The 21254-nt window shown below is 59.4% G+C and carries 21 protein-coding genes; 10 read left to right on the top strand and 11 right to left on the bottom strand.

Going from position 1 to position 21254, the window contains the following annotated elements:
- Positions 1-75 precede the first annotated feature (75 nt).
- From BR71_RS07805 to BR71_RS07775, 7 genes are all read right to left on the bottom strand, one after another.
- Positions 76-1263: a GumC family protein gene (locus BR71_RS07805; protein ID WP_081862597.1), complete on the bottom strand. Its 1188-nt coding sequence runs from the start codon at positions 1261-1263 to the stop codon at positions 76-78.
- A gap of 32 nt (positions 1264-1295) precedes the next feature.
- Positions 1296-3215 (bottom strand): SLBB domain-containing protein, encoded by a 1920-nt coding sequence (locus BR71_RS07800; RefSeq protein WP_052370423.1) that lies wholly within the window; start codon positions 3213-3215, stop codon positions 1296-1298.
- Positions 3216-3243: 28 nt separating this feature from the next.
- Complete coding sequence (locus BR71_RS07795) at positions 3244-6099, bottom strand: YjbH domain-containing protein (protein WP_244269599.1); 2856 nt, start codon at positions 6097-6099, stop codon at positions 3244-3246.
- Positions 6100-6294: 195 nt separating this feature from the next.
- Complete coding sequence (locus BR71_RS07790; RefSeq protein ID WP_052370432.1) at positions 6295-6564, bottom strand: hypothetical protein; 270 nt, start codon at positions 6562-6564, stop codon at positions 6295-6297.
- Positions 6565-6700: 136 nt separating this feature from the next.
- The gene (thrB, locus tag BR71_RS07785; protein ID WP_043635204.1) at positions 6701-7639 is read right to left on the bottom strand and encodes a homoserine kinase; all 939 of its coding nucleotides are present in this window, start codon (positions 7637-7639) and stop codon (positions 6701-6703) included.
- A gap of 10 nt (positions 7640-7649) precedes the next feature.
- A complete protein-coding gene (locus BR71_RS07780) occupies positions 7650-7976 on the bottom strand; it encodes a DUF2782 domain-containing protein (protein WP_039755176.1) in 327 nt (108 codons plus the stop codon).
- Positions 7977-8002: 26 nt separating this feature from the next.
- Positions 8003-8731, bottom strand: coding sequence for an LOG family protein (locus BR71_RS07775; RefSeq protein ID WP_019101898.1), 729 nt, complete (start codon positions 8729-8731; stop codon positions 8003-8005).
- 15 nt (positions 8732-8746) lie between these two features.
- Here BR71_RS07775 and polA point away from each other — a divergent pair, with 15 nt between their 5' ends.
- From polA to BR71_RS22835, 6 genes are all read left to right on the top strand, one after another.
- Entirely contained in the window at positions 8747-11515 is a 2769-nt protein-coding gene (gene polA / locus BR71_RS07770) for a DNA polymerase I (protein WP_043635201.1), read from the top strand.
- A 181-nt stretch (positions 11516-11696) separates the two neighbouring features.
- The gene (locus BR71_RS07765) at positions 11697-12233 is read left to right on the top strand and encodes a GspH/FimT family pseudopilin (protein ID WP_052370422.1); all 537 of its coding nucleotides are present in this window, start codon (positions 11697-11699) and stop codon (positions 12231-12233) included.
- Positions 12217-12663, top strand: a complete 447-nt coding sequence (locus BR71_RS24465) for a hypothetical protein (RefSeq protein ID WP_043635197.1) — start codon at positions 12217-12219, stop codon at positions 12661-12663. Before BR71_RS07765 ends, BR71_RS24465 begins: the two co-directional genes overlap by 17 nt.
- Positions 12664-12665: 2 nt before the next feature.
- Positions 12666-13517 carry a PilW family protein gene (locus tag BR71_RS07755; protein ID WP_043635193.1) on the top strand — a complete coding sequence of 284 codons (852 nt, stop codon included), beginning with the start codon at positions 12666-12668 and terminating at the stop codon, positions 13515-13517.
- The gene (locus tag BR71_RS07750) at positions 13514-14197 is read left to right on the top strand and encodes a hypothetical protein (RefSeq protein ID WP_043635190.1); all 684 of its coding nucleotides are present in this window, start codon (positions 13514-13516) and stop codon (positions 14195-14197) included. The genes BR71_RS07755 and BR71_RS07750 overlap by 4 nt, the downstream gene beginning before the upstream one ends.
- Positions 14194-14619 carry a type IV pilin protein gene (locus BR71_RS22835; RefSeq protein ID WP_081862596.1) on the top strand — a complete coding sequence of 142 codons (426 nt, stop codon included), beginning with the start codon at positions 14194-14196 and terminating at the stop codon, positions 14617-14619. The genes BR71_RS07750 and BR71_RS22835 overlap by 4 nt, the downstream gene beginning before the upstream one ends.
- A 17-nt stretch (positions 14620-14636) precedes the next feature.
- Here the strand turns inward: BR71_RS22835 and BR71_RS07740 are convergent, their stop codons facing one another.
- The 4 genes from BR71_RS07740 to metX are packed head-to-tail and all read right to left on the bottom strand — an operon-like array spanning position 14637 to position 18034.
- Positions 14637-14972 (bottom strand): MliC family protein, encoded by a 336-nt coding sequence (locus BR71_RS07740; protein ID WP_162179202.1) that lies wholly within the window; start codon positions 14970-14972, stop codon positions 14637-14639.
- Entirely contained in the window at positions 14969-16237 is a 1269-nt protein-coding gene (locus BR71_RS07735; protein WP_043635182.1) for an AmpG family muropeptide MFS transporter, read from the bottom strand. The genes BR71_RS07740 and BR71_RS07735 overlap by 4 nt, the downstream gene beginning before the upstream one ends.
- A 52-nt stretch (positions 16238-16289) precedes the next feature.
- A complete protein-coding gene (gene metW, locus BR71_RS07730) occupies positions 16290-16895 on the bottom strand; it encodes a methionine biosynthesis protein MetW (RefSeq protein ID WP_043635179.1) in 606 nt (201 codons plus the stop codon).
- Positions 16892-18034, bottom strand: coding sequence for a homoserine O-succinyltransferase MetX (metX, locus tag BR71_RS07725; RefSeq protein WP_043635372.1), 1143 nt, complete (start codon positions 18032-18034; stop codon positions 16892-16894). Before metX ends, metW begins: the two co-directional genes overlap by 4 nt.
- A gap of 220 nt (positions 18035-18254) precedes the next feature.
- On the opposite strand from metX, the gene BR71_RS07720 reads away from it, so the two are divergent.
- From BR71_RS07720 to BR71_RS07705, 4 genes are all read left to right on the top strand, one after another.
- The gene (locus BR71_RS07720; RefSeq protein WP_043635174.1) at positions 18255-18437 is read left to right on the top strand and encodes a protein MIGRI; all 183 of its coding nucleotides are present in this window, start codon (positions 18255-18257) and stop codon (positions 18435-18437) included.
- A 232-nt stretch (positions 18438-18669) separates the two neighbouring features.
- The gene (gene mnmL, locus BR71_RS07715) at positions 18670-19605 is read left to right on the top strand and encodes a tRNA modification radical SAM protein MnmL/YtqA (protein WP_043635171.1); all 936 of its coding nucleotides are present in this window, start codon (positions 18670-18672) and stop codon (positions 19603-19605) included.
- Between the two features lie 73 nt (positions 19606-19678).
- Positions 19679-20596 (top strand): protein-methionine-sulfoxide reductase catalytic subunit MsrP, encoded by a 918-nt coding sequence (gene msrP, locus BR71_RS07710; RefSeq protein ID WP_043635167.1) that lies wholly within the window; start codon positions 19679-19681, stop codon positions 20594-20596.
- Between the two features lie 10 nt (positions 20597-20606).
- Positions 20607-21236, top strand: a complete 630-nt coding sequence (locus BR71_RS07705) for a protein-methionine-sulfoxide reductase heme-binding subunit MsrQ (protein WP_019100463.1) — start codon at positions 20607-20609, stop codon at positions 21234-21236.
- Positions 21237-21254: the final 18 nt, after the last annotated feature.

Here is a 21254-nt window from a genome sequence, read left to right as displayed (position 1 = left end):
AGCGTCGTGGTGTCTTCACGATTTAAAACCCTATAAAAAAACACCACAGCAGCGCTGTGGTGTTTTTTTTAGTGCTCAGCTTTCTTTGAAGGCTAAGGCAAACTCGCGTAAGCGCCCGGACTGCTTGGCGGCAATCATGCGGTCACGCAGGAAGGCTAGCAGAATGCCTATTACCAGCCCCCCAAGGACGCCCATCATGATGATCTGCGCACGTTTGGGCTTGCTCTTCAGTTCCGGGATATCGGCCTTGTCCAGCACCTGGATTTGAGACGAGTCCTTGGCTTCCTCAATACGAGCCAGTTCGTATTGTTTGGAGAGCAGCTCAAAGATGGTTTCCTGGTATTTGACATCCCGTAGCCGGCGGAAATATTCAAGGCCAGACTGAGGCACTTTGCCGGTTGGCACCATCACGTCACCAGCGGTTTCTTTGCCGGTTTCCATTTTTGCCAGTTGGGTTTTTAAGCCGGCAAGTTCTTGGCTTGTACGCTGGTACAACGGGTTCTGCTCGGTTGCATAGCTGCGCATAGCTTCCAACTGTACTTCTTTAGCCGCGATACTCGCTTTGAGTTGGGTAACCGTACTCATGATTGCGGAGACCTGTCCTTCCGGTTGAATCATGCCGGTACGTTCCTGGGTTTGGCGCAGCGCGGTTTCCGCTTCGGCAAGTTGTGCTTTGGTTTGCTTGAGTTGGTTTTCAAAGAACAGGCGCCGTTTGGCCGCGTCGGTCACCGCCAGGCTTTGATTCAGCTTGATAAGCTGCTCGATATAGGCATTAGCCAGCTTGGCTGCAAACTGAGGCCCTGAGTCATCCACGCTGACAGTGATTATGCCGTCTTTACCACTAGTAATTGAGCTGGCGTTTTGCAACTCTTTGCGGGTGGCATCCAGAGAGTCTGTTTGATAGCGCTGCTTTAGTTTGAATTGCCGAATCAAATTGTCGGCAACGGTTCTGCTTTGCAGCATACCGATATAAAGATCGTTTGGATTTTTTAGTCCAGAGACGCTGCCGGCAACTCCGGCCAAGCCGCCTAACTGTCCCAGCAGGGCACTCATACCGGCGCTCTGCTGCTGTGGGGGCAAGATTTTTGCGGTTGAGGTAAACGTGGGAGGCAGGAGTAGACTGAAAAGCAGTGCAGCTCCCCCCAGGCAGGCTGTGCTGCCGATAATCCAGTATTTTTGCTGTACTAAGACTCGAATGATTTCCAGAAGATTGATCTCTTCGGAGTCGTCGTGTGGTCTGATGGAGTTCTCATTCATGGACATAATCAATTCCAGGTGTTAAGGCGGCGGATTGCTTATTTCAGGACTTTAAGACCGGCAGCACCCAAGCCGAACTGATAGAGAATCGAGGTCCATTCTTTCAAGGACTGAGTCCAACTGCTGACGACGACTTCGTCTGGTACGACGATGGTATCGCCTGGATTGATGCGTTTCCCTCCCAAGCTGGAGAACCAGCCGGCATTATTGTTGCTGGCCACGGTGCCATCCGCCCGGAGTACATAGGTGGCGGACTTATCGCCGGTCTGGGTGATGCCGCCAGCGAGATCAAGGTAGTCTTTAACCGCGCGTTGCGGGCGATAGATGAAAGCATTGCTTTGATAGACCGCGCCTAAAACATTGACGGTACCTGGTCGGCGTGGAATGGTGATGGTATCTCCATTTTGCAAGGGCAGGTCTGGTAGGTCTTTGACTTGGGCATCGGCTCCGTTGAGTTCCAGTACCACTCTGCCCTCCGCCTTGACCGTGCGCATTTTCTCGGCTAACTTGCGCTGACGCTCCACTTCCGCGGTGATGGCTGCAACATTGTCTTTGTCGGTTTGTTTGGAGAGTCTGGCTGCTGCAGTTTGTTCCAGTTCTTTCTCGAAACGGGAGGCAACCTGATCCAGCTTGATTTGCTGCTCTTTACGTATACTTTCACGCTGCAGGGCAGTGGCAAAGATATAACCATATTCGGTTACCCCACCCAAACGCATGACTAGCTCGCGCAGTGTTTCGCCTTTTTGCAGTTGAAAAGTCCCGGTTTGTTTGACTTCGCCGCTGATCCGGACAAACTCGGTTTCTTGGCGAAGGTCCACCGGCAAAGCTCCAGGAGCGAATACTCGGAAAATATCACCCGCGGCCAGCTTGAGTTGTTTCAAAGATGGCGCGTTGATGTTGCTGGTATCCGGGGTCGCCTGCCATTGCAAGGCAAATTGGTTATCCGTATTTTTCTCCAGCCGCCATGCCTTGTTTTCCGCGGCGGACTCCAGGCCGCCAGCCCAACGCAACAAGTCCGCGGCGCTTTCTCCGGTGGAAAACTCATAAATCGCGGGGTGTTTGACGTCGCCTAGCAGAGCCGTTCTCTTACCGGCAGGGGAGATGCGAACGACATCTCCATCACGTAGGGTCAGGTCGGTGGATTTGTCGCCATCAACCAGAATCTTGTACAAGTCGAGAGTGCCGACTAGTTTGCCATCGCGCATCAATTGGATGTTGCGCATCGAGCCATTGTCGTTGGGGCCGCCGGAGGCGAACAGCGCATTCAGTAATGTGCTCATTCCGCTCAGGGTATAACTCCCTGGCGCCTGAGCATTGCCGACCACATAAACTTGTACTGCTCGCGCTTGCAGCAGACTGGCGCTGAGCTCGAAGTTGTTGAAAACGCGAGAAACGCTTTTCTTGAGAGTGTCTTGCAAGTCCTTGAACTTGATGCCGGCAACGGCTACCGAGCCGACACGGGGCAGGTAGACTGTGCCGTTGCGTTCCACGGTCAAGGTCAGGTCAATGTCGACCATTCCCCAGCCCTTGACCTGAATTTGATCTCCCGCCCCGATGATGTAATCTGGATTGACCTGAGCCGCATCGGTGGGTGCAAACGTCGATGGCGGGTTGTTGAACAGATCGCTGCCAAAAATGGGCAAGGTTTTACCTGTTGCCACCCGGACAAACTCAACAAATGGGCTTAGTTGCTGCTCTTCTTGTTTGCGCGCCTGAACGGGCCGCATTTGGTTTGCTTGTCCAAAACGCGTAGATTGATTCGGGAAGGGGGGCTGGTTGGCAATATTGGGCATGCCGAATGAGGGGTCACTGTCATAGCCCTGCATCATCGTTTCCGAAAAGCCGGCGGCGGCAGATTTGCTATTTGGAGCTGCGTGGGCTGAGGCAGCACCGAAGGCGAAGATGCCAGCAATCAGGCTGATGGAAATGCCGCTTGAAATATTTTTGAAGTTTTTCATTGCTTATAAGGCCATATTCAATAGTTATTCAGTTTAATGATTTCGAAACTTGGATACCGGCTTGATTGGGCCCAATCATCATCGTGGTGCGGTACCGGGACTCATCTCGCTGAGCCTGCCATAGCCAGGCGCCGGAGGCATAACCGATCAGGCTGCCTGCGGCGACATCCGATAACCAATGTTCTTTGCCGGCAACCCGGCCGAGCGCGCCAATTGCAGCCAAACCGTAGAGCCAAGGCTGGTCATATTCTTTGGCAAAGGGGGTGACGGCTCCAAATAGCGCGGCAGCATGGTTGGATGTGAAGCTGCTCTGGAAGCGGGCGGCATCGGCGCTTTGCTTTCGCCATGGATTATCACTGCTATCGGGGCGGGCTCTATTGACCAAGCCTTTGAATGCCATGCTGCCAGCACTTGCCAGAGCGGCGGACTCAAGGGAAATCAGGCCGGTATTGCTCAAACGCTCATCGCCGAAGGCGAAGGCGCTGCCAGCCAGGCCGATTGCCATGAGAGGAGCGGCATCACCGATATGTTTCCAGCCGCGTAGCAGGCGATGATCTTGGCGTTGGTTGATGGCCTTATTGATGGGTTTATCCAGCACCATGGCTGCCAGGGTTAGCCCCGCGGCGGTTGTCAGTGCGCTGGTCTTGTCGTCGAGGCGGGAAAATTGCCGGCCGCTATCCTCGAGACGCAGGCGTATCGCAGGCCAGGGCTGGAAGGTCGGCAATGGTGGATTGACCGCAGGAAGGTTCTGCTCATCGGAGCGCTCCGCAAAATTGCCAAGGCCGTCATACATTTCCACATCACGACGAGGATCGCTGAGAATGTCGTAAAGATCGCCAGGGGACATGACCATTTGGCCAACGTCCCGAGTCCATGGCGACAAGGAAAAATTACCAACAGCTTGAGTGTCCAAGGTCAGCATGCTGTTCAGCGGGATGGATATGAACAGGCCCTTATCTTTATAAGGTGAACTTGGCGTGCCCGGGGAGGTGATGTCGTTGCCATTGGTGCTGGTATACCAAGCGCCAATTTCTATGCCAGAGTGGAAGCGGCGTTTTACCTCGAGACGTGCCCCCATGTCTTTGGCCAGAAAACGCCCGGCGCGGACGGTGGCGGTCACATTCATCGGCAACCGGTAATGCAGGGCGGCGAGAGCGGTTACGGTTTGATAATCGCGCTTGCCGAACCAGCCTTTGACGTCGCGCTGCTGTAGCGCATCGACAGTGAGGTCTACCGCCCAGTGCCGGGTCTCCGGGAAATACAAGACTTGACCGCCTGCGCCACGGAACATTTCCTCATAAATACCAGCAGAGGCCCGCGCATAGGTATTGGCGCCAAATGTCAGGTATTGGTTGAGCATCAGGCGATCAAGCTTGGGGGTATTGGTTTTTTTGTAATCGGCTACGTCGGAGCGCACATGAGGCAATAAGCTATTCGATGCTTGTTTAACGCCAGAAACCGTATTGTATAGGTTGGTGCTCAAGGCGCTGTTCAGATATAGGCCGCTGCCCAGTCTTTTGGTATAGGTCGCCGCCGCTGCGATCTCATAACGAAACGCCCCACTGGGATCGTTAAAATAGACGCCTGTTTTTGGCACAAGACGGAAGCGGTTGGCCTCATTGTCTTCCGCATTGATCTGGACAATATCGCCGTCTTTGCCTGCCATGACTTCCAGGCTGACGCCATCTCGAATGGTAGAGGCCAATTGCTCGGCCGAACGCTCCACCAGTTCAGCATCCCTGCCCGGCTTGATCGAGACGCTTTCCAAGAAAGTCTGCCGATCGACTTTGCCCAGCAAGTAATTGTTCAGCACCGTCAAATTAAAGAAACTATAGGTGACGATAGGCTGCTCCAGCTTGGTGTATACGACGCGGATATTGCGCGTTTCTATTGGAGCAAAATAAAGGGCGGTACGCACCGCGCGACCAACAGCGCGGCCTACATTGGAAATACGGCTATTAGTGAGCTCCAGCAACAGCTCATCACCTTGAACACTGATGCGGATATTCTTGAAATCCTGACGGCTGAGCGCAGATACTAAGCGATGGCCATAGCTGGTATCGTTTTGCCACTGGCTAAGCGTAGGCCGGATCGGCACTTCCAGGCTGCCTGAGAAGTAGGCGGGTTCAGAAATCTTGGGAACAAATTCCCGCTCATTGAGAGGAATTTCAATGGAGGCATTCAGGCTGGTATGGGTATTTTGCTTGGCAAGCTGTAGTCCCAGCCAACCCCAACGGTATTCTATGCCAACTGCCGAGCCCTTTTTTCTTTGGCTGGCAAAGGTATCTTCTGCACGAAAATCTTTTGGGTAATTATTGGCGTCGTATTCGGCTACTAGTGACCAATTCGGATAGCTTTGAGGGGTCCACCGAGCCCCGCCAAAGGGGCCTTCAATACGTCCTGAAGCAAATCCAATCGAGGCCTCTAAATTAGGTAGAATATGTTTACTGGCGACAATGTAGTTGCCCCGCCATAAAGCTGTGCCAAATATGTCTGTGCGCCCATAGGATAGGGCTGGCCATGTCGAGGTTTCAGAGAATATCTTCCACTTTGTATCTATGGCCTTGTCTTTGTAGCTGCCATAACCTCCGCCATACTGCTGATTGTCGAAACCAGCAATACCAGATATAGAGACGTAGCGACCAGAAACTTCCAGGAATGGTAAAATGGTGGCGGAGGTCCAGAGAGTGTCATAGGGCTTGTCCGTGCTAAAACCAAAGCTCAGAGAACCATCGCGGCCAACATCGGCGGATGGCATATTGATGTAGCCAAGCTGACCATTGAGGCTTGGTTGAGCTAAAGCGAGTGGCACGCAATAATAATATGCGCCGCCAATTAAAACCCCTTTGATTATCCCGCTGCGCAAAGAAAGTGAAATTGACACAATATTTTTGAATTATTTGAATTTTCTATGGTGCTATGAGGGTGTGATGTTTCGGGGCGCCACATAGCTCAAAATTATAATGGAATATAGAATAAAGCATCAGGCAGTTATCTTTATTTGTTGAAGATAAGCTGCCTGATTAATACAGCTAAGTCCACCTGGCCTAAGCAATCATCAGGCCAAATGGTTGAGCTGTTAGTGATGAGTGGTCGCGGAGTGGCTGGTCGACGAGTCGCTATTGCTCGAGACAGCTACGGCAGCTGCTACAGCGGCGCCGATAGCAGCAATAGTGCCAACGCTCAAGCCAGCAATGCCAGCAGTGGTGCCGGCGGCGCCAGCGGCGGCTGCGGAGGTGGTACCGGCAGCGCTAGAGCCCGCGGCGGAGGTGGCAGCGGCTTCTTCCGCTGCGAATACCGGAGCGGAAAGTGCGCCAGCCAAAGCGATCAGCATGATTTTTTTCAACATGATGAAGTCCTTATATGTTCGAAAGTTGGACACAAGAATATTTGCAAGATACTACAGCCTGCATCATAAGACAGTATATTGTCTTTAGCAAAGTGAATGCTGTATGACGAGCGCTATTTGACGGATTAACTATGGTTTATGTCCAAAAGTGCAGACGAGTTCTATGGGTGCTGAGAACGGCCTGAAAAACCTGCGGCTCTTTAGTGTAGGTCATCTCGCCCGCTGTCGGGAAATGCAGATCTTGCAGACGTGACACCCAGAAGCGCAGCGCGGCGGCGCGCAGCATCAGCGGCCAGGCCTTTTTCTCTTCCGGTGTGAGCTTGCGCTCAGACTGGTAGCCGGAAAGCAGTGCGGCGGCGCGATCATCGTCTATGTTGTGATCATCGTTGCGTGCCCAGTCGTTGACCGCGATGGCCAGGTCGTAGAGTAGCACGTCGTTGCAAGCGTAGTAGAAGTCGATGAAGCCGGCTATGCGGTCGCCGTCCAATAGCACATTGTCGCGGAACAAGTCGGCGTGGATCACGCCCGAGGGCAGGTGATCGAAGCGGTGGCTGTCCTGGAACTGCACCTCCTCGCGAAGCAAGGCGGCGGCGTCTTCGTCCATGCGGGGGTAAACCATGCGGGCGGTTTCGCTCCACCAGCGCGGGCCGCGGGGATTGGCCATCTTGCCGGGGAAGGTGGCGCCGGCGATATGCATTTGCGCCAGCATCTCGCCGACGGCGCGACATTGCGCCGGGGTGGGCTGCGCGACGTCGGCGCCGTCCAGGCAACTGACCAGGCAGGCCGGTTTGCCGGCCAGCATCGAGGCGAACTGGTCTGTATTGTCGGCTACCGGCGCCGGGCAGGCTACGCCGTGGCGCGCCAAGTGGCTCATCAGCGTCAGGTAATAGGGCAGTTCCTGCAGTTTCAGCGCTTCGAACAGCGTCAGCACGTAGCGGCCATGCGTGGTGGTGACGAAGTAGTTGGTATTGGTGATGCCGGAGGCGATGCCCTGCAAGTCCAGCAGCTGGCCCAAGGTGTAACGCTTGAGCCATTCCTGCATCTGGTCATGGCTGACCGTGGTGTAAACAGACATGGTTGCCCTCTCAGAACCGGATCAGCACCCAGCGCGGGATGATGATGCGGTTGGCGGGATCGATCTGTTTCATGGAGCCGGAGCCGTTATCGTCCATCAGGTAGTAGGGCACGCCGTGCGACGGTGTCACCTTGACCATGTACAAATGGCCGTTGAGCCGGTATTCCTCGATCTTGTCTTCGCCCTTCTGAATGATGCGCACCTCAGGTTCCGCGGTGGCGGCGTTTTGTTCGCTGATCGCCGGCGGCGGCGGCACCGGAGTCTTGGCGGGAGGGGGCGTATCGGCCCAGGCGGCTGTCAATGGCAGCAGGGCGAGGGCGGCGAGCAGGCGGCGCATGGCGTGGTCCTTGATTGTCATCAGTTTTAAAGATGCAGCAGTTGTTCGCGCTCTTCGGGCAGCGCTTCAAAACCGCGGGTTTCGTAATGTTTGAAGATAGTTTCGACGATTTGCCGCGGATCGTCGATCAGTTGGATCAGATTCATGTCGTCGGGGTTGATCATGCCCTCGCTGATCAAGCGGTCCTTGACCCAGTCCAGCAGGCCTTCCCAGAACTCCCTGCAGCACAGAATGATCGGAATCTTGCGGCTCTTGCCGGTCTGGATCAGCGTCAGCGCCTCGAACATTTCGTCCAGCGTGCCGAAGCCGCCCGGCATCACCACGTAGGCGATGGCGTGTTTGACGAACATGACCTTGCGGCTGAAGAAGTGGTTGAACTTGATGCTCAGGTCTTGGTATTCATTGGGTTTCTGTTCATGCGGCAGCACGATATTCAGCGCCACGGACGGGCTTCTGCCGTAGAATGCTCCCTTATTGGCGGCTTCCATGATGCCGGGGCCGCCCCCGGAAACGACAGAGAAGCCCGAGTCCGACAGCAGGCGCGCGACTTCTTCGGTCAATTTGTAATACTTGTGGTCGCGCGGCGTGCGCGCGCTGCCAAAAATGCTCACCGCCGGCATGATGCCTTGCAAGGCTTCCGCCGAATCGACAAACTCCGACATTATCTTCATCACATGCCAGGCTTCGCGGGAACGGAAACGCTGCATCATTGCGTGACGATCGCTGGTTTGCGGTAATTTATCGGACAAGCTCATATTCTGCCTCTTTTTATGAAAACACTGTTATTGATCGACGGCTCTTCTTATTTGTACCGCGCCTTTCACGCGATGCCCGATTTGCGCTCTCCGGATGGCCGCCCGGTGGGGGCTGTCTACGGCATGGTGAACATGCTCAGGCGGCTGGAGAAGGAAGTGCAGTTCGATTATAGCGCCTGCGTTTTCGACGCCAAAGGCAAGACGTTTCGCGACGACCTTTACCCCGAATACAAGGCCAATCGCCCGTCGATGCCGGAGGAACTCGCCTCCCAGATTACGGCGGTCCATGAGGTGGTGCAAGCCTCGGGCTGGCCGATGCTGGTAGTGCCGGGGGTGGAAGCCGACGACGTGATCGGCACGCTGGCGAGAGCCGGCGCGGCCGCCGGCATGAGGGTAATCATCTCCACCGGCGACAAGGACATGGCGCAATTGGTGGACGGCCTGGTGTCCATCGTCAATACCATGACCAATGAAACCTTCGACCGCGACGGGGTCAAGGACAAGTTCGGCGTGCCGCCGGAATTGATCGTCGACTACCTGACCCTGATCGGCGACAAGGTGGACAATGTGCCGGGCGTCGACAAGTGTGGCCCCAAGACGGCGGTCAAGTGGCTGGAGCAGTACGGCAGTCTGGACGCCATCATCGCACAGGCGGAAGAGGTGGGCGGCAAGGTGGGCGAGAACCTGCGCGCGGCGCTGGACTGGCTGCCCAAGGGCCGCGAGCTGATCACCATCAAGTGCGATGTCGATCTGAACGCGGACATGCCTTACGGCCTGGACAGCTTGCAGCATGGGGTCAAGGACAAGCCGCGGCTGGCCGAGTTATATCAGGGATTGGGATTCCGTACTTTCTACCGCGAGGTGATCGAGGGTGAAGACATGCCCGCGGTGGCGCAAACCACCGCCGGGGCCCAGGGGGACGACCTGTTCGCCATTGAAGTCGCGCAAGACAGCCCGGCTCTGCCGGAGGCGGTGGCGGAGCGACGTTATGAAACCATTCTGGTCGCTGAGCAACTGGATGCCTGGCTGGCCAAGCTGGCGGTGGCGGACGTGGTATCGCTGGACACCGAGACCACGAGTCTGGACCAGATGCAGGCGCGTATTATCGGCATCAGTTTCTCGGTGCGTTCCGGCGAGGCCGCCTATTTGCCGTTGGGGCATCACTATGCCGGGGCGCCTGAGCAATTGGATCTGGAGCAAAGCCTGGCCAAGCTCAAACCTTGGCTGGAAGACGCCAACAGGAAAAAATGCGGCCAGAACCTGAAGTACGACCGTCATGTGTTCGCCAATCACGGTATTCGCCTGGCGGGCGTGATCGACGATTCCCTGCTGGCCTCCTATGTGGTGGAAAGCCATGAGCGCCACAATATGGACGATCTGGCGCGCCGTCACCTGGGCGAATCCACGGTCAGCTACGAGGAGATTTGCGGCAAAGGCGCCAAGCAGATCGGCTTCGGCGAGGTGGACGTGGACACTGCGTCCAACTACGCGGCCGAGGACGCCGACATCACGCTGCGCTTGAATCAATACTTCTCCGGCCTGCTGACAGGACGCTTGCGCGAGGTCTACCGCGACATCGAGCTGCCGGTGGCCGAGGTGTTGTTTACGATGGAACGAAATGGGGTGTTGATAGACCGCGACCGGCTAGCGGCGCAAAGCCACCAATTGGGTACGGAAATGCTGCGGCTTGAGAGCCAGGCTTATGAATTGGCCGGCCAGCCGTTTAATCTGAACTCGCCCAAACAGTTGCAAGAAATCCTGTTCGGCAAGTTGGCCATTCCCACCAAGGGCGTGAAGAAGACTCCGTCCGGCGGTTATTCCACTGATGAGTCGGTGTTGGAGGCCTTGGCGCTGGACCACCCCCTGCCCAAGTGCATTCTGGAATATCGCGGCCTGGCCAAGCTCAAGTCCACCTACACTGACAAATTGCCGCTGCTGATCAATGCTGCCACCGGCCGTGTGCATACTAATTACGCCCAAGCGGTAGCGATCACCGGACGCTTGGCCAGCTCGGATCCCAATCTTCAGAACATTCCAGTGCGCACACCGGAAGGGCGTCGCGTGCGGGAGGCTTTCATCGCGCCGCCGGGGCATGTGATTGTCAGCGCCGACTATTCGCAGATTGAGCTACGCATCATGGCGCATTTGTCCGACGACGCCGGCATGTTGCAAGCCTTCGCCAGCGGAGAGGACATCCACCGCGCCACTGCCGCCGAGGTGTTCGGCGTGGAATTGTCCCAAGTCAGCCCTGATCAGCGGCGTGCCGCCAAGGCGATCAATTTCGGCCTGATCTACGGCATGAGCGCGTTTGGCCTGGCCGCGCAGCTGGACATAGAGCGCAGCGCCGCCCAGCAATACATCGATCGTTACTTCATGCGCTATCCGGGCGTGGCGGAGTATATGCAGACCACGCGCGAAACCGCGCGCGAGCAAGGTTATGTTGAAACCGTGTTTGGCCGTCGCTTGTATCTGCCGGAAATCAAGCTCTCGAATCAGGCGCGCCGCGCTGGCGCCGAGCGCGCGGCGATCAATGCGCCGATGCAGGGTACGGCGGCGGATCTGATCAAACTGGCGATGATAGCGGTGCAAAACTGGCTGCAGGACGACGCCATGGGCAGCAAACTGATCATGCAGGTGCACGACGAGCTGGTGCTGGAAGTGCCGGAAGCCGAGTTGGAGCGGGTTAAGCGGCGTTTGCCTGAGATCATGGCCGGCGTGGCCAAGCTCAAGGTGCCGCTGTTGGCGGAGGTGGGCGCGGGGGAAAGTTGGGAAAGCGCGCACTGAGCGGGATTTGCATCGTAATCTGAAAGCCAGCCGGGTAGGCTGGCTTTTTTCATGCCCATGTCGTTTTGTTGGCCCTGGCCTAAATGCCTGGCTGGTCTGGCGTTTTCGGGAACAAGATCGGTTCCGTTAGCCTCGCTTTGCTCAATATATTGTCCAGACTCCCAATGAGACGGGGTCTGACATGCGAACTCAGATCGGTTTCACCCTGATTGAGGCCATGACGGTTCTGGCGATCATGTTGCTGTGTTTGGCGATCGCCGCGCCGGGACTGAGCCGTTTGTTGTTGACGCAGCAATTGCGCAGCCACGCCCAAGCCATGGCCAATCTCTTGCACTTTGCCCGCAGCGAGGCGCTGCGTAGCAACCGTCCGGTATACGTGTGCGCGGCCAACCTGAAGCGGAACCTGCAATTGCAAGGCTGTGCCAAGCAGCGGCAGGTGTGGGACCGTGGCGCCCTGGTTTACGCGGATAAGGAGGGCGGCGTCCAGGCGGGTTACGACAGTCAGGAGCGCTTGCATCTGCTGGTGTTCGCCGTGGGCAAGGTGCGAATGCGCGCGGAGCGGGACCAGTTGCAATTCATGCCGGACGGACGGCTGGCGCGCGGGCAGGGTGCTCGCCTGGTGCTGGAAAGCCCGCGCGCGGGTCTGTGTTTGATTCTGACGGTCAGCGGCTATGGACGTGCGGAAGTCGGCAAGGCGGATCATGCTTGCCCGGCCTGAGTCCGCCTTGCGCGGCGGCGCTTTGCTGGAAACCATGCTGGCCTTGTTCGTTGTCATGGTTTCAATGTTGGCGCTGTCCTCTGTGCAGCTACGTGCCCTGCTGCATGGCCGCGACGCCTTGTTGAGAGCGGAGGTGATTGCGGCAGCGCTGGAGCTGGGCGAAGCGGCGCTGTTGTGGCCGGAGACGGAAGAGGCGCAGGCGGCTGCGCAACAGCAGGCGGATTGGTCGCGCTTGCGGCAGCGGCTGGAAGGTTTGGGGGGAAACGCCATTGAGGCGCGGCAGTGCCGCGGCGCGTTGAATGCGATGACGGAGCTGTGCGAGCAGCAGGGCGATGTCGTCTATGTGCGGTTGACTTGGGACGAGAGGGCGGGCGGAGATGGCCCCGGTCGTTTTGCTCGTCGTTACGTGCTGGCATTGGAAGAGCCTTAGCCGTGGCCGCCGGTGTGCGTGACCAGGGTTTTTCCCTGGTGGAGATGATGGTGGCGATGAGCCTGGGCCTGCTGGTGTTGGCGCTGGCCTTGCAAGGCGCGTTGACGATGCAGGGTAGCCTGCGAGCGCTCGAGAGCCGTTTGCGGCGACACCAGGACGGGCAGTTTGCGCTGGCGCAACTGGCGGAGAGCTGGCGCAGGCATGGACGCTTCGCGTGCGCGCAAGCTGCGGAGTCGCCAGGGCGCGGGTTCGAGGCGCCGGAAGGCATGCGCTTTCGCTACGGCGTTAGCGCTGCGGCGGTATCGGTGACGGAGGAGGCGACGCAGACCATGTTGCGTTGGCACAGCGAGGCGGATTGGAAAGAAGCGGCATTGGCCAGTTGCTCTAGTCTGAGGCTGTTGACGCAGGGTGAACCGGGCTTGCAATGGCGGCGGGAGTCCGGCGCGCATGTGCTGGCCTGGCAGGGGGACGCTGCGGCGGGGCCGTTGCGCGGCGCGGATAGCGCCTCCTTGGAGGTATTGGCCATCGCTTCGCAGCGTTACGTCCTGCGCAGGGAGGGCGACGGCGATGCCTTATGGCTGGAGGAAAACCGGCCCGGCCGCGCGGCGGAGCCGCCGCAATTGCTGGCAACGGGCGTTACGGCGTTGCGGCAGCGCTTTGGCGTTCGCCATGCCTGTCGGCCGCTGGAGCTGACCTGGCGGGAACAAGCGGATCAACTCAGCGTTGAGGATTGGATGCGTTTGTCGCGGGTGGAGCTGTCGCTTGAGATTCAGTCGGATGGCCGCCGGCAGGGATGGACCACCGTGGTGGCGTTGACGCCGGCCCTGCCGTGCGCATTGGAGCCGAGCGGATGAGAGGCTCCCGGCCGCACGGCGCCGTGTTGTGGCTGATCCTGCCGCTGCTCAGCCTGTTGACGGTGCTGGCCATGGGAACCGCTCGCTCAGTGGCGGTGGAACAGCGCGCCACGCGCAATCTGGCGGAACAGCGGGCGCTGCGGCTGGCGGCGCTGCAGGCCTTGCGGGCGGCGGAGCGGCGAGTTTTGGACTTGAATCTCCGCTTTGAGGATGGCTTGACGGGCGAAAGCGGCATTCCCTGGCACGGCGACGCCCGCGGCTTGGGCTGGTTCATGCCGGACTGTCTGTCCACCGTTGACGGCGTCGGTTATGGTTTGTGTTCGACCGAGCCAGATTTGTGGCGGCGCAGCGTGCAGATCAACGGCGCGCGGTGGCCGCTATTGCATCCTTGCGGACCCAGTCGTCCGCTTGAGCAGACGCCGGGCCGTCCGCCGACATCGTGCTTGCCGGCGCGGGTACGAGTTGGACAGCGTTGGAGCCCGCCGCGCTATGTGCTGGAGTTGCTCAATCCTACATTTCGGTTCGTCGGCGTCGATGGTCGTCTGTTCCGGATCAGTGTGCGGGTTTGGGGTGAAAGCGAGCGTAGCGCGCTGACTGTGCAAAGTTGGTTCTGGGCCGGAGCGGGCGAGCAGGCCGGCCGCGGCGGGCGCTTGAACTGGCGGCAATTGGAGGAGGAATGAGGGCGCAAGCCGGGATGACCTTGCTGGAGTTGCTGGCGGCGATGGCGGTGACGGCCATCCTGGTCGCGATGGCCTGGCCGGCTTATCAGCAGCAGATATTGCGCGGGCAGTTGGCTGAGGCGCCCGCGGCCTTGTTGGAGAATCTCCATTTCGTCCAGCGCTGGCATTTGGAAAACCCTTCACAGTCCGGGTCGTGGCCGCCGTTGCCGCGGCCGAACACGAGCGAGTTTGAAATCAGGCTGGGCAGTGCCAGTCTGGCGGCGGACCGCGCCGGACAAGCCAGTTTCCGTTTGTTGGCCAAGCCCAGGGTGGGGCACCGTTTAGCCGGCCGTTTGCAGTTGAGCCTGGATCAGGACGGCAATCTATCGCAGTGCGGACCGGATGAGTCCGGCCCGCAGTCATGCGTGGCCTGGGGAGATTGAGCGTCGTCGGCCGCGGCTTATCGCTCTATATCGCGGCAGCCCTGAGCCAGTACACGGCCGCCACGGGTAGTCAAACGCGCTTGCTCGTCCAGCCGCGACCAGATCAATTGTTGGCTTACGTAACGCTCGCCTTGAGCGACCTTGGCCGAGGTCAGCCGATAGCGGTGGTTATTCCAGCTGAGGCGGATAGCGGCGTCGATCTGCTGGAGTGGATACTCCACCACCACCATTTTGCTGCCGTTGCAGCGGTATTTGACGGTTTGCATGGTCGTGTCGGCGGAGGCCGACGCGGCGGCGGCGCAGGATGCGCTCAGCAGCGTTGCGCCGAGCAACGCTGATTTCCATGCCTTCATGCTCCCTCCTTTTCCCTCCATGGGGCGACTTTCAGCAACAACACCATGCCGGGCAGCGCCAGCGCGGTGCACAACAGGAAAAAATGGGTCCAGCCTATGGCGTCGATGATGTAGCCGGTCGAGGCGTTGGCCAGGGTACGGGGCACCGCGGCCAGGCTGGTGAACAAGGCGAATTGGGTGGCGGTGTAGGCCGGGTGGGTGCTCTTGGCGATGAAGGCGACGAAGGCGGCGGTGCCGAGGCCGACGCCCAGCGCTTCGAAGCCGATGACCACGGCCAGCATGCTCAGTTCATGCGCGCCGATGGCGGCGAAACGTCCATAGCTGGCCAGCCAGGCGAAGCCCAGAATGGAGAGTACCTGAACCACGCCGAAGGCCCATAGCGCCCGGTTGATGCCCAGTTTGATCATCCACAGACCGCCGAGCAGGCCGCCTATCACCGCCGGCCATAGCGCGGCGTGCTTGGCCACCAGCCCGATCTGGGACTTGGCGTAACCCATGTCCAAGTAGAACGGGGTGGCCAGCGAGGTGGCCATGCTGTCCCCTAGCTTGTACAGGAAGATGAAGCCCAGAATCCAGGCGGCGCCTTGCCAGCCCTGGCGGGTGATGAACTCATGGAAGGGCTCCACCACGGCTTCTCGCAGCGTTTTGGGCGCTTGGCCCGCAAGTTTGGGCTCGCTGACTTTTAGCGTCATCAGTACGCCCGGAATCATGAACAAGGCGGTGATCAAGAAGACGCGGTCCCAGGGGATGTAATCCGCCAGGATCAAGGACAGCGAGCCGGGCACCAGGCCGGCCAGCCGGTAGGCGTTGATGTGCACGGTGTTGCCGAGCCCCAGCTCGTTGTCGCTGAGAATTTCGCGGCGATAGGCGTCCAGCACGATGTCCTGGCTGGCGGAGAAGAAGGCCACGCCCACCGCCAGCGCGGCGATGCTCCAGATGTGCTGGCCCGGGTTGAACAGGCCGAAGCCAGCCATGGTGACGATGAGCGCCAGTTGGGTCAGCAGCATCCAGCCGCGGCGGCGGCCCAGTAGCGGCGGCACGTAGCGGTCCATCAACGGGGACCACAGGAATTTCCAGGTATAGGGCAAGCCGATCAGCGCGAACAAGCCGATGGCCTTGAGGTCGACGCCTTCGCTGCGCAGCCAGGCGGGCAGCAGGTTGATCAGGGTGTACAGCGGAAGACCGGATGCGAAGCCGGTGAAGACGCAGATCAGCATCGTGCGCGAGAAGACGTCGCGCCGCCAGTCGATGGTTGTGTTGCTCATGGGCAGGCCAGTTTCTACGGATCGCGCGGCGGGACCGGCCCGCCGCTTGTTGTTATTGGCGCGCCACCCGGTAGAACGCCAGGCTGCCGCGCAAGTTGGGCATGAAAGTCACCCGTTTGACCCCATTCATCACCACGCGTTCCACCACGCGCAGCCGATTCTTGGCGCACAGCGCTTCAAAGTCGCCGAGCATGCACCAGTGAATGTTGGGCGTATCGTACCACTGGTAGGGGATGGTGTCGGAAACCGGCATGTGGCCCTGCAGGATTTGCCAGCGGTTTTCCCAGAAGCCAAAGTTGGGAAAAGTGACGATGGCTTCGCGGCCTACTCGCAGCATTTCGTTGAGAATCTGCTCGGTTTCGCGCATCGCCTGTATGGTTTGCGACAGCACTACGTGGTCGAAGGCGTCGCTGTCGAATTCGGCCAAGCCGGTTTCCAGGTTGCCTTGCAGCGCGTTGACGCCGGAGGCTACGCATTTGACGACATTGCTCACATCCAGGTCCACGCCGTAACCCACCACTTGTTTGTTGCGGCCCAGCCAGGACAGCAGCGCGCCGTCGCCGCAGCCTAGATCCAGAACCCGGCTGCCGGGCGTGATCCAGTCGGCGATCAGGCCCAGGTCGGCGCGCAGCGGCACCGTGGTTTGCGGGGCGTTCATGCTTGCACCTCCCGCGCCACGCGGTCGAGGTAGGCGCGCATCAATTGGACATAGGGTTCGTCGGTCATCAAAAAGGCGTCGTGGCCGTGTACGGACTCGATTTCGGCATAAGACACCGGCCGGTTGGCGGCCACCAGCGCCTTGACGGTTTCGCGCGATCGCTCCGGCGAAAAGCGCCAGTCGCTAGTGAAGCTGGCTACCAGGAATTGGGCGCTGGCCTTTTTCAGCGCAGCGACCAGGTCTCCGCCAAAGCTCTTGGCCGGGTCGAAGTAATCCAGCGCCTTGGTCATCAGCAGGTAGGTATTGGCGTCGAAGGCGTCGGAGAATTTGTCGCCCTGATAACGCAGATAGGATTCGATCTCGAACTCCACGTCGTAGCCGAAGCGATAGTCTCCGGAACGCAGCATGCGGCCGAATTTCGCGCCCATGCCGTCGTCGGATAGATAGGTGATGTGACCGAGCATGCGCGCCAGCCGCAGGCCGCGCCGCGGCAGCGCATTATGGGCGTAGAAGTCGCCGCCGTGGAATTCGGGGTCGGTGATGATGGCTTGGCGCGCCACGTCGTTGAAGGCGATGTTCTGAGCCGATAGCTTGGGGGCGGATGCGATCACCAGCGCGTGGGCAATGCGCTCCGGGTAGTCGATGCTCCATTGCAAGGCCTGCATGCCGCCCAGGCTGCCGCCTATCACCGCCGCCCAGCGTTCTATGCCCAATCGGTCCGCCAAGCGCGACTGGCTGTAGACCCAGTCGGACACGGTGACGACGGGAAAGGCGGAGCCCCAGGGCTGGCCGGTGGCGGGATTGACGCTGGAGGGACCGGTGCTGCCATGACACCCTCCCAGATTGTTGACGCCGACCACGAAGAAGCGGCGGGTGTCGATGGGCTTGCCGGGACCAACCATATTGTCCCACCAGCCGGCGGCCTTGTCGTCCGCCTGGTAGCAGCCGGCTACATGATGATGGCCGGACAGGGCGTGACAGATCAGGATGGCGTTGCTCTTGGCGGCATTGAGTTCGCCATAGGTCTCGAAGCGCAGCTGGTAGCCTTGCAGTATGGCGCCGCTATTGAGCGGCAAGGGGGTATCGAACACGGCGGTTTGAGCCGTAACGATGCCGACGGAGTCGTGGGAGTCGGACATGATGACTTGAGTGCCTCTTTTGCTATTTTCGGCATGCGCGGCGTTGGCCATGCTCATGCTGTCGCTCCACCGGCGGCCGGTCTGTGCCGGCCATTCTCGTCGCGGAGCCTCCTGTAGGCTACAGTCAGGACTTTAGCATGTCTTGAGCCGCCGGCGACAGCGTCTTGCCAGCCGCGGCGGCGCGCCGGATAATCGGGCGACTTTCCTTCTCTGGCCCGCCATGTTCGGTCGTCTCTTCAAGTTCTTCGTGCTGTGCGGCGTGCTGCTGATGTTGGCCCGCTGGCTGCTCAACCGTCGCCAGCGGCAGAGCCTGCACGAGCTGTTCAGCACGCTGGCCCTGGCGTTGCTAGTCAGTGCGGGGCTGTTTTCGGTGCTGTATCTATTGGGCTGGCATCGTCTTTAAGACCTGTTTACGATCTGCCTCGCGTCGTGAAACCTGGCTCGGTAAGCGCACTTTCAAAATGCTCATGTAGCGTGTGTACACTCCGCTTTTTCAGCCGTTTTCGCCTTGTTTCGTTCTTGCTCGCCAGACATTGAACTGCTTTACAGAGAGCCATTGCGCCCATCCTTGATCCCGCTCAGCGCCTCCTGCCCGCTCGCTGGCTAGACTGCCCGGCTTTGAGCGTTGTTTGGCAATGGACCTGACCCGGCATCTGCATACCTTTGGTTATTATCTGAAGCGCCGTTTTGGCGAGCCGGTGCATAAATTATCGCTGGCGGGCGACTTCACCTGTCCCAACCGCGACGGCACCTTGGGGCGCGGCGGCTGTACCTTTTGCAATGTGCGCAGCTTCGGCCGCGATCCGGCGGCCTTGTCGATCAGCGAGCAATTGGCGCGGGAGAAAATCAAGACTGACCGCGCGCGCCGTTATCTGGCTTATTTCCAGGCTTATACCAGTACCTACGCCGAAACCGAGCAACTGCGCCGCTTGTACGACGAGGCGCTGGCCGGTGCCGATGTGGTGGGTTTGTGCGTGGGTACCCGGCCGGACTGTGTGCCGGACGCCGCGCTGGCCTTGCTGGCGGAATACCAGCAGCAAGGCGGCGAGGTATGGCTGGAACTAGGACTGCAGACCGCTCACGACCGGACCCAGGCCCTGATCCGGCGTGGCCACGGCTTGGCTGAGTATCGCGATGCGGTGCGGCGAGCGCATGGCCACGGGCTCAAGGTGTGCACTCATTTGATCGCCGGCCTGCCCGGAGAGGACGAGGCCGCTGTCCATGCCTCGCTGAACGCGGTGTTGGACATCGGCGTGGAAGGGTTGAAGTTGCATCCGCTGATGGTGGTGCGCGGTTCGCGGATGGCGGCGCAATACCGGCGGGGCGAAGTGGCGCCGTGGAGCTTGGACGATTACGCGGAAGCGGCGGCCAGCCTGATCCGCCATACCCCGCCGCAAGTGGTGTACCACCGAGTGTCGGCCACCGCGCAGGCACCAACCCTGATCGCGCCGGACTGGTGCGGCCCGCGCTGGGCCGCCTTGCAGGCGATAGGCCGGCTTCTGGCGCGTGACGGCGGCCAGGGCAGCGCTTTGGGGCGGGCCTGGCGGGCGGATGAGGAGCCCCTTGCGTAAATTATCTGCGTGAACGATTGTCAGATTCAGGAGCCGCTCCCGACTCATGGGGGTAGAGACCGGAGACACCGCCATGCTGATCAAGAAACCCGCCGATATTTCCTCGTCGGACATCACGCCGGAAGGCGTATATCTGAACCGCCGCCATTTCATGCTGGGCAGCGCGGGCCTGCTGCTGTCCGCTGAGACTTTGGCGGCGCTGGCCGCCAAGAAAAGCCCGCTGTCGACCTTGGCCGGCAACGACAAGGCCAATAGCCTGAAAGAGATTACCGGCTACAACAATTTCTATGAATTCGGCACCGACAAAGCCGATCCGGCGGCAAACGCCAGCAGTCTGAAAACCCGACCCTGGAATGTGTTGGTGGACGGGGAGGTGGCCAAGCCGCGCAGCTTCGGCATCGAGCAGCTGTTGAAATTTCCGCTGGAGGAGCGGATTTACCGGCTACGTTGCGTTGAAGGCTGGAGCATGGTGATTCCCTGGGTGGGTTTTCCGCTGGCCAGCCTGCTTAAACAGATGAATCCGACCTCGCGCGCCAAATACGTGGCCTTCGAAACCCTGCAGCGACCGGCGGAAATGCCAGGCCAGCGCGGCCGGGTGCTGGACTGGCCCTATCGCGAGGGTCTGCGTATCGACGAAGCGATGCATCCGCTGACCATTCTGGCCGTCGGCCTCTATAACGATGTGTTGCCCAATCAGAACGGCGCCCCCATCCGCTTGGTGGTGCCGTGGAAATACGGCTTCAAGAGCATCAAATCCATCGTACGCATCCATTTGCAGGAAACCGTGCCGGTCACCAGCTGGAATCTGGCGAATGCGCGCGAGTATGGTTTCTATTCCAATGTGAATCCGGAAGTGGATCACCCGCGCTGGAGCCAGGCCAGCGAGCGCCGCATCGGCGAATTCTTCAAGCGCAAGACGTTGATGTTCAACGGCTACGGAGAGCAGGTGGCGGGTTTGTACCGCGGCCTGGATCTGCGCAAGAACTATTGATGGAGCGGGGATGACGACTTTGCGCCTTAAATCCGCTGCCGCCCGTCCTGCCGACCGCGTGTTGGCCGGGTTCAAATGTCTGTTGTTTGTGGCCTGTCTGTTGCCGCTGGCGCGCGCCGCCTGGATCGTGTTGTCCGGAGAAGCGGTGAACCCGGTGGAGTTCATCACTCGTTCCACTGGCACCTGGACCCTGGTTTGGTTGCTGGCGACGCTGGCGATGACGCCGTTGCGGCGCTTTGGCGTCGGCGGCTGGCCGCTTAAGTGCCGGCGCATGCTGGGCCTGTTCGCCTTTTTCTATCTGAGCCTGCATTTCCTGACCTATCTATGGCTGGATCAGTTTTTTGATTGGGCCGGCATCGTCAGGGATATCTACAAACGCCCCTTCATCACCGTCGGCTTTGCCGCGCTGTTGTTGATGACGCCGCTGGCGCTGACCTCGACCCAAGGTTGGATGCGCAGGCTCAAGCGCAATTGGGGCCGGCTGCATCGGCTGGTGTACCCGACGGCGCTGCTGGCGGTGGTGCATTACTGGTGGCTGGTGAAGAAGGACTTGAGCCAGCCCTTGATCTACGCCGCGGTGCTGGCCCTGCTGCTTGGGCTGAGACTGTGGTGGCGTTGGCGTCGGCCGAGCGGCGTTTGATCTCGGGCAAGCTCGCTG

It is taken from the genome of Chromobacterium haemolyticum DSM 19808 (assembly GCF_000711885.1).
Taxonomy (GTDB): Bacteria; Pseudomonadota; Gammaproteobacteria; order Burkholderiales; family Chromobacteriaceae; genus Chromobacterium; species Chromobacterium haemolyticum.
This window is presented reverse-complemented; position numbering and strand designations above follow the sequence as displayed.